The following is a 14,162-nucleotide window of genomic DNA, read 5'->3' as shown; positions in this document are numbered from 1 at the left end:
TATATTTATTTTTAGTTATTGGAATGTCCTGTTGGGTTTTTTAATATGCAGTAAGAAATGCGCAATGCTAATGGAATAGCAAGACAAAATAAAAGACCCATGAGCGCTATAAGAAGAGTTTTTGCTGCTAAGATCATTCCTATTGTTCCTCCAGGATTAAAGAGTCCGGCAAGATTGGTGATAACTCCGGCTAGAGTTGCACTTAAGGCCGCTGAAAATAGTTGTACAGAGGTAAGGGATTCACTGGCACGGAGAGCATCTTCATCATTTGCACATTGTAAGATCCGTGTGAGCAAATGCGGCCATGCTACGCCTGCACTGATTCCAATAGAAAATAGTGCTAAGCAGATCATAAAAATATATTCAAGTGTGGAAACTTCTGTTGGAATGAGCCATAAAAGAATAGCTATGCCTAATAGTTTTAATAGGGGGGAGTATATAATGATGTTGCGAATTTTTTTTGCTGATACACCGGCACTTGAGAGGGCTCCACATGTCCATCCTAGGCTCATAAGTGCTGCTATATAACCAGCAAGAAGTGGAGCTTGTCCATGAAGCTCTTGAAGAAAAAGTGGAAAATAAAGCTCCATACTATATACGACTGTCGTCATAACAAGTATTAATGCGTAAACAGGAAAAATTTCAGAAGAAAAAGAAAAGGATTTGCGTGGCAACATAGGATGAAGGGTAGATGATTCGATTTTTGCTAGGACAAAGAGAAGACTAAGTCCAATAACCAATCCGCAAATTTTTGCCATTGTTGTGTCCATAGCTCCTCCAACAGAAATGATAAAAATCAATAAGGTGAGTGTGAGAAGCTGAAGCAGAGGGAGAGGGGTTGTTGGAACATAATTTTCATTCTTTTTTGGTAAAAATTTAAAGGCTATGAGTGAGAAGAATATAGCTAATGCACCAATGATCCAAAAAGATGCTCTCCACATGCCATAATATACAGAAATTCCTCCGATTGCTGGTCCTAACAAGGTTGATATTCCCCACATTCCAGAGATGACACTTAATGCGTGTGACCATAAAGATGGACTGAAAACAATACGTACCATGGAATAGGATAAGGATAACAAAGAACCACTTCCAAATCCTTGAATAAAACGTCCTATTAAAAATAATGGCATAGATGAAGAAATGCTGCACATGAAAGTGCCTAGGGTAAAGATAAGTCCAGAGAGAACATAAGTGTTACGAGGACCTAATTTCCCTAATATTTTTGTTGCAAGTGAAGTCCCAAGAAGTGAAGCTGTAATAAAGACAGTTGCCACCCAAGAATAATATATTTCATTGCCAATATGATTCATAAGAGAGGGCAAAATAGTAATAACGATATAAACGTTAGTAGCGTGTAACACAACACCGCCTATAAACGTCAAAAAGCAAAGACCATTTTTACCTAATAAAAGCGCAGACCAGCTTTGTTTTTTCACTGTTTTTGCTATTTAATAAAATTTATCCTCTTTTTATTTATAAGGCAGTTCTTTAAATTTGCCAAGAGAAATTCAAAGCTCTAAACAGAGCTTTGAATTTTAATCGAGTAATAACTTAATTGCCCATTGCTTTTTTGAGATTTTCATCAATTTTATCGAGGAAATCTGTTGTAGAAAGCCATTTTTGTTTAGGTCCAATCAAAAGTGCGAGATCTTTAGTCATAAAACCTTCTTCGACGGTTTTAATACAAACTTCTTCCAATGTTGTGACAAAGTTTTTTAATTTCTCATTGTTATCCAGTTTAGCACGGTGTGCCAGTCCACGCGTCCATGCAAAAATAGAGGCAATGGAATTTGTTGATGTCTCTTCACCTTTTTGATGCTGACGGTAATGGCGTGTCACGGTGCCGTGCGCTGCCTCTGCTTCAACAATTTTACCGTCAGGTGTCATGAGAACAGAAGTCATAAGACCAAGAGAACCAAAGCCTTGGGCAACAATATCAGACTGAACATCACCATCATAATTTTTACATGCCCACACATAGCCACCTGACCACTTTAATGCAGAAGCAACCATATCATCAATGAGACGGTGTTCGTAATATAATTTACGGTTTTCAAATTCAGTTTTAAATTCCGTATCGAATATTTCTTGAAAGATGTCTTTAAAACGACCATCGTAAGTTTTTAGAATAGTATTTTTTGTTGAAAGATAAACTGGAACATTCCGCTGTAGTCCATAATTAAAAGATGCGCGAGCAAAATCACGAATTGACTCATCAAGGTTATACATAGCCATGGCAACCCCTGCACTTGGGGCATCAAAAACATCATGTTCAATCACTTGATTGTCATCACCTACAAATTTAATACTTAATTTTCCTTTTCCTGGAAATTTAAAATCTGTCGCTTTATATTGATCACCAAAAGCGTGACGTCCAATAATAATTGGCTTTGTCCAGTTAGGAACAAGGCGAGGGACGTTTTTACAGATAATAGGTTCGCGAAAAATGACTCCTCCTAAAATATTGCGTATTGTGCCATTGGGTGATTTCCACATTTTTTTTAGGTTAAATTCTTTAACGCGTGCCTCATCAGGTGTGATGGTTGCACATTTTATACCAACGCCATATTTTTTTATAGCATTGGCAGAATCGATCGTTACCTGATCATTGGTTGCATCGCGGTTTTCGACGGAAAGATCATAATATTTGAGATCAATGTCGAGATAGGGATGGATTAATTTATCTTTGATGTATTTCCAGATGATATGGGTCATTTCATCCCCATCAAGTTCAACAACGGGGTTTTCTACTTTGATCTTTACCATTAGAAGTCCTTTTTTTTAAGTGATATCACTTTATAGCACTATAGCACTTTCAGATTTATAATGAAAAGTAAAAACAAGGGGAAAAGAGCATTCAAAAACGATATTAACAATAGAGTACTTTGAAAGAAAAAAATCATCTTTTCTTTTTTAGTAGTGGAGTCATAATTTCAAATTAAAAAGGTAAGTTATTTGGAGAATAGCCTTAATTTTTTATAAAGATTGCTTTATCTGACATTTTGGAGTTTCATGCATTACAATACTTGTTTCTAAAGATTCATAAACTTAATGTGGAGAGTAATCGGTGTAAAAAGTTTAAATGAATAAGTTTTTTAAGGAGCATGAGAGTTTATTTTAATTGATATTGCAATATTGATTCGTTTATGTAATCTTAGTTTAAATGCACAGAGGTGTTTTGTGGATAAATTACATTAAACACCAGTGTGATAAAGAGGGGAATGCTGATGGGTATATAAAATTAAAGGGCTCGTCATAATTTTTTCTCTAAATTTGACTTTTTTTTAAATATTGAAGTAAAAGCAATAAAATAGTTTTATTTCATTATAATTTAATAAATTTAAGTTAGAATTATATTTAATATTTTTTTGAAGTTACTTAAGAGCGCGTTGAAAGGATTAACTTAGTCATGTCGCATAAAAATATTTATTCTGCTGTTTCAGTATTAATTGGAGCCGCTGCCCTTTTTCTTATAGCTGGCATTTCTGCAAATGCGCAAACTTTATCGCAAGGTTGGTACAAAGTTTGTAGTAAGCAGCATGATGTTGATATTTGTAATACAATGAATACTGTATTATCGAATACGGGACAACCTTTAACGGCTTTTAATCTTGTTGAAATAAAAGGAAAGCAAAATGAAAAACGTATAGGCATTCAAGTGCCGACAGGTCGTTTTTTGCCAGAAGGTGTTCATATTAAAATTGGTGATGATTTCTCTAAAAAAATCCCTTATGTGATTTGTAATGGACCAAGTTGTATTGCCAATGATGTTTTAGATGATAAGCTTATAGCAGCTATGAAAAGTGGTACAAAGATGGTTGTAACTACAGTTAATTTTCGTGGTTCAGCTAATCCTATTGAATTTTCTCTGAATGGATTTACAGCTGCTTATACGGGTCCTGGTATGGAAGAAAAAGATTTCCAACAAGAACAAATAAAGCTTCAGCAGGCTATTCAATCAAAGCAAAAAGAAATTGAAGAGCGTATGCGGGCTGAGCAAGAAAAAGCAAAACAAAAATAACCATAGAATTGGTTGAAACTTTTTTATAATTGTTTATTTAAACCGCCACATTTTTTGTGGCGGTTTTTATTTTCTTAATTTTTTGAAAGAGTTCTACGTTTCCACCAACCAATACGCTCAGTTTTGGGAGTATCGTTAGATGTTGATGAGATAACAACGGGTTGATTGATTGTTTCTGCAATTGGGGAAAGAGAGGATTCGACAACTTTCTCCATCTCCATTGCAGTTTCTTTCTCTAATGTTTTTTGTATTTGCATTATCTCTTTAGAGGATGACTTTTTGCGTGTTCTACGTGTTGATTTTTTACTATTTTCAGGAGTTTTATCCTCTAACTCATGAATAGATTTATCTGCTTTTTTGGTTTTAAGTTTACGTGCAGAATTGGTTTTAGGCTTTTCTTCAAGAGATTTTTGTCCTGTGACATTTTGATCATTCTCTAGAGAAAGTTGACTTTCTTCTGCTTTTGAAGAACGTGTTTTACGTTTTTTAGGTTTAATACTTGTGTCAACTTTTGTCGTTTCATCTTGTTGTTGTATATCTAGAGCTTGTATATTATTTTTTATTTCTTCAGATTCAAAAGACTTAGCAGATGGAACACGACGTTTACGATGCGCTATTTTAATCTCTGCTAAAGCTTGCTTAGCAAAGTCTCCCACTGGTTCTGCGTAAGGAACACGAAGCTGAGAAAAACTACTATCTTGATTGCGTCGACCACCTCGACGTCCTCGGCGACGTCCTCGACGATAAGCATCATCACTCAACGTGTCTTCTTTTTTATGAACGGTGGAGGAAGAAAGATCAGTAGTTTCATCATGACGATTTTTGCGCCGACGCTTTGAGTTTGTTTCAGTGGGAGAGGAATTTTCAATAGTTTCACTCTTTATGAAAACAGAATCTTCAATTTCTTGCTTATTGTCATCTTCCAATGGAGATTGAGAAATATTCTCTGCTATTGTGCCTTTAGAAATAATAAGATGTTGCGTTCCAATACTATCATCTGCCTCAATACTAATATTAAGTTTAAAGCGTGTTTCTAAATTAACAAGAATATTGCGTTTGTGATTTAATACATAAAGCGCTGTTGCTACCGGTGTACGCACGATAATATTATATCGCGAATTATGAAGAAGATATTCTTCAATTGAGCGCATGACATGTAAAGCAATTGATGATTCAGAACGTATAGTTCCTGTTCCTGCGCAATGTGGGCAGGGCTGTGTTGTACTTTCTAAAACCGATATGCGAATACGTTGACGACTCATTTCTAAAAGGCCGAAGTGTGAAATATGACCAACTTGAATACGAGCTCGGTCATTTTTTAAACAGTCTTTTAATTTTTTTTCGACCAGTCGCACATTCCTTTCTTCAAGCATGTCAATAAAATCAATTACAATTAAACCAGCAAGGTCGCGTAAGCGTAATTGACGCGCTATTTCTTCTGCAGCTTCAAGGTTAGTTTGTAAGGCTGTCTTTTCGACAGAGAATTCTCTCGTAGAGCGGCCAGAATTTACGTCAATAGCAACAAGTGCTTCTGTTTGATTAATAACAAGATAACCGCCAGATTTTAAAGAAACCTGTGGTTGCAACATTTTATCAAGTTGAATTTCAATATTATTTCTTGCAAAAATGGGTATAGGATCACGGTAAGGTTGCACAACTTTTGCATGACTTGGCATAAGCATACGCATAAAGTCTTTCGCCTCACGATATCCTTGGTCTCCAGAGACAAGAATTTCACTAATGTTCTTATTGTAAAGATCTCTTATAGAACGTTTTATGAGATTACTTTCTTCATGGATAAGGCATGGTGCCGTTGACTCGAGTGTCAAAGTGCGAATCGTATCCCATAACCGCATAAGATATTCGTAATCGCGTTTAATTTCAGCTTTTGTTCTATTGGCGCCAGCTGTTCGTAAGATAACGCCCATACCTTTTGGAACGGATAATTCTTTTACGATTTCTTTAAGACGCTTACGGTCTTGCACATTCGTAATTTTTCGTGAAATACCACCGCCGCGTGCTGTGTTGGGCATTAAAACAGAATAACGACCTGCTAGAGATAAATATGTTGTAAGCGCGGCTCCTTTATTACCACGTTCTTCCTTGATAACTTGTACTAACAAAATTTGACGTCGTTTAATCACTTCTTGAATTTTATACTGGCGTCCTTGTTTTTTTTGATAAGTTGGGAATTCTTCGCGGATGTCCTCAGCACCGACCATTTCGATCTCATCATAAGAGGCATCGATATTTAATACTTCTTCTGTATCATCAATTGTTACAGTTTCAGATGTGATATCATTTTCAACATCGGCTGCTATGACACTCTTTTTTGTTCTTTTGGAGCGTCTTTTATTTTTAGTTGTTGCTTCCGTCAAGACATCTGCTGAATTTTCTCCTACAGCGGCGATTTCTTCTTCTTCAAGAAGAGCAAGGCGATCAGCAATAGGAATTTGATAATAATCAGGATGAATTTCAGAAAATGTCAAAAAACCATGACGATTTCCACCATATTCAACAAAAGCTGCTTGGAGAGATGGTTCTACACGCGTAATACGTGCGAGATAAATATTCCCCTTGAGCTGTTTTCTATGTTCTGATTCAAAATCAAGTTCTTCAATTTTGTTGCCGTGAACAACAACAACACGTGTTTCCTCCGGATGGGAGGCATCTATAAGCATTTTGTTTGACATAAGTTAATATCCTGAAGGCGACATGCACAATTTTATTCAAACGAATGCTATAATTATTCGTAAACATAAAAGGCTGTCTGCCATAAAAGGGAGGTACCAGAAAAACAGGACGGAACATCACGTGTAGATGCATGACAACATTTACACCATTTTTCATCATTATTCCCATCCGTTTTTTATGACTCATATTTCTTAAAAGTCTCCGGTAAAATAATCTTTAAAACAGTTCGGATATCCGAACCAACGAATCTTAAGTAATGCAATCCTAATTTTATAACATAGAAATTTTTCATCCATCACAAAGTCTCAACGCATAATATGCAAAAACTTTCTAAAAACAACTCAATATAAGTTACAGATAATTTAGATGGCTATTATCAGCTAGGAAGCATAGATATTCTTTTATGTTGATATCATGCGTTTGGCAAGTAACAATGTAAATATGTATCATGAGAATATCTTTATTACCTTAATTTTGTTTTTGAGTGTTTATAATGAAAGGATTTAGCATTTATTGAAAAATAGAGAATAAATTAGTGTATCGTTTTTATATAACCAAGATAAATTATTACAAATATAGTGTAGAGTATTTTGCTTATGATAAGAGTTTTTTTTACCAAAAAGCTGAAAATAGCCTGTTGGGATGTTATTATGCAAATCACATATTTTTTGCTATTTTTTCTGGTATTTCAAAGCAGTATTCAAGCCGCAGATCCTTTAAGACTTATCAATTTTCGAACTATTGGTGATAGTGCTCATACGCGTATTATTGCGATTTTCAATTCAAAACCAAATGTTCGTTTGCAGATTTTGGATAGACCTGCGCGTTTGGTTATCAATTTACCTACAATTGATTTTTCGATGCAAAATACGTCTTTAAATAAACAGAATACATTATCTATTATGCTTTTAGATGTGCGTTATGCTTTTTCTGATATACAGACTTCACGCATTATTTTGACAAGTAAAACGGCTTTTGTTGTTGAAAAAAGTGTCGTAAAAAAATTAGACAATGGTTTATGGCAGTTGCTGATTGATATTCGTAAAAGTACACAAGAAAAATTTGATGAGATATTAAAGAATCAGCAAAGAAGCAATTTTGATACAAAAACACCGTTGTTTCCCACACATAATTTTCGTGTTGTTCTTGATCCTGGTCATGGTGGTATTGACGGTGGTGCACGGGGTGTTACAGGAATTTTAGAGAAAGACGTGACTTTAAATTTTGCGCGTGCATTGCGAGATGAATTACAAAAGGATCCTCATATTACTGTTGCTTTGACGCGTGATTCCAATATTTTTTTAAGATTAAGTGAAAGAGTAAAAAAAGCGCAAGAGTTTGATGCTGATCTTTTTATATCTATTCACGCGGATACGATTGATGTACATTCTCTTCGCGGTGCCACAGTTTATACTCTATCAGAAAAAGCCTCTGATGCCATTGCAAAATCTTTAGCTGAAAGTGAAAATAAAGTTGATTTGCTTGATGGTTTGCCTGCAGATGAAACTCTTGAAGTTACAGATATTTTGATGGATCTTACGCGACGTGAAACGCATACATTCTCGGTTAATTTCGCAAATAGTATTATTTCAAGTTTATCAAAGAGTCGTATTAACTTGATCAATAATCCTCACCGGTATGCTAATTTTCAAGTTTTAAGAGCTTCAGATATACCCTCTGTTTTGATAGAGATAGGTTATTTATCCAATAAAGAGGACGAAAAGTTATTAAATGATCCTCATTGGAGAAAACAAATGGCAGCCTCTATTGCTCATTCTATTCGTCAATTTGCTGATTATAGGCAGAAAATGATACAGCCTCTTTAAATTTGTGAGAAAATAGAGTATCAGTAAGGGTTTCTAGTGTACCCTAGTATAAATAAAAGATAGAAAACAATTTCTCTTGATCTCAATCTTGTGGTGATATCCACATGGTGTGTTTGAAGTAACGTATTTTTTTCTTTAATTAATTCTTAAGAAAGCGATAGCCGTTTTTATGATGATTTTTTTAAGATATCTTCTTCGTTTTTTTATTGCTATTGGACTTTTTAGCACAATAACATGGGGTGTTGTGACCTGTGGTCAAGCAAATGCACTTCCTGATTATGAAGTTCTTTCACTTTATGAGCCGCCGGTAATGACCCGTGTCCATGCTTCTGATGGCCGTCTTATGGCAGAGTTTGCGACAAAACACCGTCTTTATTTGCCGATTCAATCAATACCAAAGCTTGTTATAGATGCTTTTGTTTCGGCTGAAGATAAGAATTTTTATCATCATTTTGGTTTAGATCCCGAAGGGCTTTCTCGAGCTTTGATCAATAATATTCGTAATATTGGTTCTGGAAGACGTCCAGAGGGCGCATCAACCATAACGCAACAAGTCGCAAAAAACTTCCTTTTAAGTTCAGAAACAACGTTAGAGCGTAAATTTAAGGAAGCTATTTTAGCTATGCGTATTGAGAAAACCTACTCAAAAGATCATATTCTTGAACTTTATCTCAATGAAATTTATCTGGGGCGTGGCACTTATGGCATAGCGGCTGCTTCTTTGACCTATTTTAATAAATCCGTCAATGATCTAACGCTAGAACAATGTGCTTATTTGGCTGCTCTTCCAAAAGGACCGGCAAATTATGATCCATTTAAGAATACAAAGCGAGCTATTGATCGTCGCAATTGGGTTATAGACCGGATGGTGGCAAATGGATATGTAACGCGTGAACAAGGTGAACAAGCAAAAGCTAAGCCTTTAGGAGCTATAATACGTGGTAGTGATAATTATGTTTTTGCGGCTGATTATTTTACTGAAGAAGTGCGACGTCGTTTAATACATCGCTATGGGGCTAAAACACTTTATGAAGGTGGACTTTCCATCCGTACAACGCTTGACCCACATTTACAACTTATTGCTCGGCGTGCTTTGCACGATGGATTAATTAAATTTGACCATGCGCAAGGATGGCGTGGAGCTTATGCACATATTGATGAGAAAGGTGATTGGGGGATAGAACTTGCAAATATCACAGGGCTAAATGATGTTCCTGAATGGCGTTTGGCTGTTGTCCTTTCTGCTAACCCCAATAAAGTAGAGATTGGTTTACAGCCACCACGTGAAGCTTCAGGTATATTATCAAAAAAACGCGAAACTGCAGTTTTATCAGAAGCTGATTCAAAATGGGCACTCCATGTTGTAAAAGAAAATGGTTATCGAAAAACTGTTCAGAGCTTATCTCATGTTCTGCAAATTGGGGATGTCATTTTTGTTGAAAAACTATCCAATACAAACAACACTTATCGTTTACAACAAATTCCAAAGGTTGAAGGCGCAATTGTTGCTATGGAACCTCATACAGGGCGCGTTCTTGCTATGGTGGGAGGATTTTCTTTTGCCGCCTCTGAATTTAACCGTGCAACCCAAGCTTATCGTCAACCGGGGTCCGCTTTTAAGCCTTTTGTTTATGCAGCAGCACTTGATAACGGATATACACCAGCATCCGTTGTTTTAGATGGCCCCATTGAAGTTCGTCAATATAATGGTGAAATTTGGCAACCCAAAAATTATGGTGGTACCTTTGCAGGACCTTCAACGTTGCGTTATGGTATTGAGCATTCTCGTAATCTTATGACAATACGGCTTGCCAATGATATGGGAATGCCTCTTGTTGCTGAATATGCAGAACGCTTTGGGGTGGTAGATAAATTGCAGCCTTATCTTCCCATGGCTTTAGGGGCTGGTGAAACAACAGTATTACGGATGGTTACAGCTTATTCCGTTATTGCCAATGGGGGACGCTCTATTAAACCTTCTCTGATAGACAGAATTCAAGATCGTTATGGGAAGACAATTTATCGTCATGATGATCGTATTTGCGAAAATTGTAATACGAATTCATGGAATAATCAAAGTGAACCCACATTGATTGATGAAAGAGATCAAGTTCTTGACCCTATGACAGCTTATCAAATTACATCGATGATGGAAGGGGTTGTTCAGCGTGGTACTGCAGCACGTTTACGATATCTTAATCGACATATTGCCGCTAAAACAGGAACAACAAATGACTCTAAAGATGTTTGGTTTATGGGATTTACTCCTGACATTGTCGTTGGTATTTTTGTTGGATACGATCAACCAGCTCCGTTAGGATATAATGGAACGGGAAGTTCATTAGCCGCTCCTATTTTTGGTGAGTTTATGGCAGATGCTCTTAAAGGAAAGCCAGATGTTCCCTTCAAAATGCCAAAGGGTATGATTTTAATGCCAATTAATCGAAAAACAGGAATGCTTGCTGAAAGAGGAGATCAAGATGTCATTATAGAAGCATTTAAACCAGGGACTGGTCCTGCTGATATCTATCAAGTCATTGGGAGTACGAATTCTTTTCAAGAAGGTGTTCCTGCAGTAACTACTTCTCCACAAGTCAATAAAGCTCTTGAAAGTGGGACGGGTGGGCTGTATTAGTCGATAAAATCTTTTTTGCCATGAGTTATGGTTTTTATCTATTTTTTTACAATGTCGGTTCCGTAAATAGAATGATAAAACCGTACCACTTTCTGATAGCAGCTCTTAAATTTGTATAAAATGCTAAGAGACATAACCAGAAAGAGTATTAAAAAATACGGTGTTAAATTATGCGAGCAGAAATAGAAACATTAGTTGATGAAATCCAGAAAGCAATTCAATTGCTAAGGGGGCATCTTTGACTGGGATCAATCACTAAAACGTCTCGAATATCTTAATCAAAAAGCGGAAGATCCATCATTATGGGATGATGCGCAACGAGCACAGGATATGATGCGTGAACGTCAACGTCTTGATGATTCAATCAATGGTCTTTTATCATTTACAAAAACACTTGAAGAATGCATTGAGCTTATTGCGATGGGCGAAGAAGAAAGTGATGTTGAAATTATCGCTGAAGCAGAAAATTCAATACGTAATCTTAAAAGCGAGATAGATAAAAGGCAAATTGATGTGCTTCTTTCAGGAGAGGCGGATCCAAATGATACCTATTTAGAAATTCATGCTGGAGCAGGGGGAACTGAGAGCCAAGATTGGGCTTCTATGCTCTTACGCATGTATATGCGCTGGGCTGAACAGCATGAAATGAAGGTTGAAGTTTTAGAAATTCATGATGGAGAAGAAGCAGGAATAAAGTCAGCGACTATTCTTGTAAAAGGGCATAATGCTTATGGACTGTTAAAGACAGAATCAGGCGTTCATCGCTTGGTGCGGATTTCCCCATTCGATTCGAATGCAAAGCGCCATACTTCTTTTGCGAGCATTTGGGTTTATCCGGTTATTGATGACAATATTGAAGTTGATGTTTCAGAGGCAGATGTGCGGATTGATACATATCGTGCATCAGGAGCAGGAGGGCAACATGTTAATACGACAGATTCTGCTGTTCGCATCACACATATAAAAACGGGTATTGTTGTTCAATGTCAAACTGAGCGTTCTCAGCATAAAAATCGCGCTACGGCTTGGTCGATGTTACGTGCACGTCTTTATGAAGAAGAACTCAAAAAAAGGGAAGAAGAAACGAATGCTGTTGAATCTTCTAAAACAGAAATTGGCTGGGGACACCAAATTAGATCTTATGTTCTTCAACCCTATCAACTTGTAAAAGACTTGCGCACAGGTGTTGAAAATACTGATCCACAATCCGTACTTAATGGTAACTTAGATGTATTTATAGAAGCAGCGCTTGCTCGACGTATTTATGGACAAGATAAAGAAATTGAAGATATTAATTAATTATATATCATCCTTCAAGGATGCAAATTTGTTTCTTAAGTTGTTCATTTTACTGATGTTGTGATTTACGGTAGCTCTTGATACTTGAGAGGTTCAAAGAGGTGTTCTCTTTTTTCCTTTCTTCAAGTTTTTTCTCACACGCCAATCCTGCTATATAAACGCATTGATTTATAATGATAATTCACTGTTTTGCATATTGAATGAGAATCCCGCATATCGTAAGATTCTTTCATTTCAAACTTGTTTATGTTGAATCAATCAAAATCACTTACTTGCACATAACAAACGGGATGAGTGTGTGGATAAAAATTATAGAAGAAAGGACTCAAAATGGCTCTTATGAACTGTCTTAAGTACTAGGGGCTATCCTCTCAAACACCTACGAGCTGGCAAGTGTGTGATGGTGCCGGCTTGTTTCTTCACAAGCGTAAAGATCGGGGTGCTCAATGGACTTTTTATTATTTCATGGGAGACTTATCGTTATATCATTCACGAGGTGTCGACGTGAAATGGACTTGGGAGACAGATGTCTCTTTAAAACAAGCTTGTGAATGTGCACCCTAATGGGGCGCTTCTGTTTTACGTGAGGGGCGTGATCCTATTAAAGAACGCAATAAACAAAAGCGTGAGATAATAAGCAATCTCCATTATTTAAAAGATATTGCTCTAGAGACTTTTGAAAGTCGTAAAACCGAATTAAAGAATGATGGCAAAGGTGGCAAATGGTTTTTATCTTTACGGCTTTAATTCTCCCACAATTAGGCTGTATTTCCGTTTCAGAGATTACACAAACAGAGATACACAATATCTTGCTCTTATTTGGCATACAAAAGCTGGCGCTGCTTACAAAGCTCTCATTCCGTTTCAATCGTTGTCCCAAACATGCTGCTGCATTATGACGGATGCAAGTGAATTGATTTTGATTCATTCAAAATAAGAAGAATCCGAAATGAGAAAAATTTACGATATTCAGGAGGATAATTTAAATGTAGAATAATCAGTTGTTCTTATAAAGCAATATATTATAAAAATTGAAACCATTGGAAAAATTAATATCAATTGGGAAGGAAAACTTTTGCTTTTTAAGATAAATTAAGCATTCTCTTTACAAGTCACCATTACGATGTAAAAGTGTTGCAGCAGCTAAAACATTCTCAGCATGTCCAGATACACTTACTTTGCGCCATTCTTCTGTTATTATTCCATGTGCATCAATTAAAAAAGTGCTCCGTTCAACACCCATATATTTGCGTCCATACATACTTTTCTCCACCCAAACACCATAAGCTTCAAGGGTTCTTTTTTCTTCATCAGAAACCAAGATAACATCAAGTTCATGTTTTACTTTAAATTTATCATGTTTTTTTACATTATCTGGAGAGATTCCAATAACAACAACACCAATTTCATCAAATTTCGTCTTTAATTGTGTAAAGTCAAGCGCTTCGCTTGTGCACCCACTGGTATCATCTTTGGGATAGAAATATAAAACAACAGTTTTTCCTTTAAAGTCAGAAAGACGCACTGTCTCTCCTCCATCGCGTGGTAAATTAAAATCAGGAGCAAGAGTACCTTTCATTGAGTTTATCATTTTTTTATCTTTCTTTTTAAGCGCAAAGATCAATCACTAGCATACAGAGAAGGAATAAAGTTTCAACTCTCTAAAATAGAATTATTTTAAAGA

Annotated in this window: 8 protein-coding genes and 1 pseudogene; 5 read left to right on the top strand and 4 right to left on the bottom strand. The window is 36.3% G+C overall.

The annotated features are described in order from the left end of the window. Positions 1 to 11: 11 nt before the first annotated feature. Both ACFIMQ_RS03670 and ACFIMQ_RS03665 read right to left on the bottom strand, forming a co-directional pair. Complete coding sequence (locus ACFIMQ_RS03670; RefSeq protein WP_375616222.1) at positions 12 to 1,439, bottom strand: MFS transporter; 1,428 nt, start codon at positions 1,437 to 1,439, stop codon at positions 12 to 14. A 115-nt stretch (positions 1,440 to 1,554) separates the two neighbouring features. Further along, complete coding sequence (locus tag ACFIMQ_RS03665; RefSeq protein WP_375616223.1) at positions 1,555 to 2,769, bottom strand: NADP-dependent isocitrate dehydrogenase; 1,215 nt, start codon at positions 2,767 to 2,769, stop codon at positions 1,555 to 1,557. Positions 2,770 to 3,412: 643 nt separating this feature from the next. Here ACFIMQ_RS03665 and ACFIMQ_RS03660 point away from each other — a divergent pair. Continuing rightward, positions 3,413 to 4,024 carry an invasion associated locus B family protein gene (locus ACFIMQ_RS03660; protein ID WP_375608379.1) on the top strand — a complete coding sequence of 204 codons (612 nt, stop codon included), beginning with the start codon at positions 3,413 to 3,415 and terminating at the stop codon, positions 4,022 to 4,024. Positions 4,025 to 4,098: 74 nt separating this feature from the next. On the opposite strand, the gene ACFIMQ_RS03655 is transcribed toward ACFIMQ_RS03660, so the two are convergent. Continuing rightward, positions 4,099 to 6,717 (bottom strand): Rne/Rng family ribonuclease, encoded by a 2,619-nt coding sequence (locus ACFIMQ_RS03655; protein WP_375616224.1) that lies wholly within the window; start codon positions 6,715 to 6,717, stop codon positions 4,099 to 4,101. 597 nt (positions 6,718 to 7,314) lie between these two features. On the opposite strand from ACFIMQ_RS03655, the gene ACFIMQ_RS03650 reads away from it, so the two are divergent. The 4 genes and pseudogenes from ACFIMQ_RS03650 to ACFIMQ_RS03635 form a co-directional block, all read left to right on the top strand. Continuing rightward, a complete protein-coding gene (locus tag ACFIMQ_RS03650) occupies positions 7,315 to 8,544 on the top strand; it encodes an N-acetylmuramoyl-L-alanine amidase (RefSeq protein ID WP_375616225.1) in 1,230 nt (409 codons plus the stop codon). A 169-nt stretch (positions 8,545 to 8,713) separates the two neighbouring features. Next, positions 8,714 to 11,179: a penicillin-binding protein 1A gene (locus ACFIMQ_RS03645; RefSeq protein WP_375616226.1), complete on the top strand. Its 2,466-nt coding sequence runs from the start codon at positions 8,714 to 8,716 to the stop codon at positions 11,177 to 11,179. Positions 11,180 to 11,349: 170 nt separating this feature from the next. Beyond that, positions 11,350 to 12,478, top strand: a protein-coding gene (prfB, locus tag ACFIMQ_RS03640) for a peptide chain release factor 2 (protein WP_375616227.1) whose coding sequence is annotated in 2 segments (ribosomal slippage) — positions 11,350 to 11,418 and positions 11,420 to 12,478 — 1,128 coding nt in all. Because the reading frame shifts where the segments join, the coding sequence is not laid out codon by codon here. Positions 12,479 to 13,078: 600 nt separating this feature from the next. After that, positions 13,079 to 13,374: pseudogene (locus ACFIMQ_RS03635) on the top strand (integrase); the annotation flags it as partial. A gap of 209 nt (positions 13,375 to 13,583) precedes the next feature. Here the strand turns inward: ACFIMQ_RS03635 and ACFIMQ_RS03630 are convergent. Next, positions 13,584 to 14,069 (bottom strand): peroxiredoxin, encoded by a 486-nt coding sequence (locus ACFIMQ_RS03630; RefSeq protein WP_375610354.1) that lies wholly within the window; start codon positions 14,067 to 14,069, stop codon positions 13,584 to 13,586. Between the last annotated feature and the right edge of the window lie 93 nt (positions 14,070 to 14,162).

The organism is Bartonella sp. AD13SXNS (assembly GCF_042196465.1).
Lineage (GTDB): Bacteria > Pseudomonadota > Alphaproteobacteria > Rhizobiales > Rhizobiaceae > Bartonella.
This window is presented reverse-complemented; position numbering and strand designations above follow the sequence as displayed.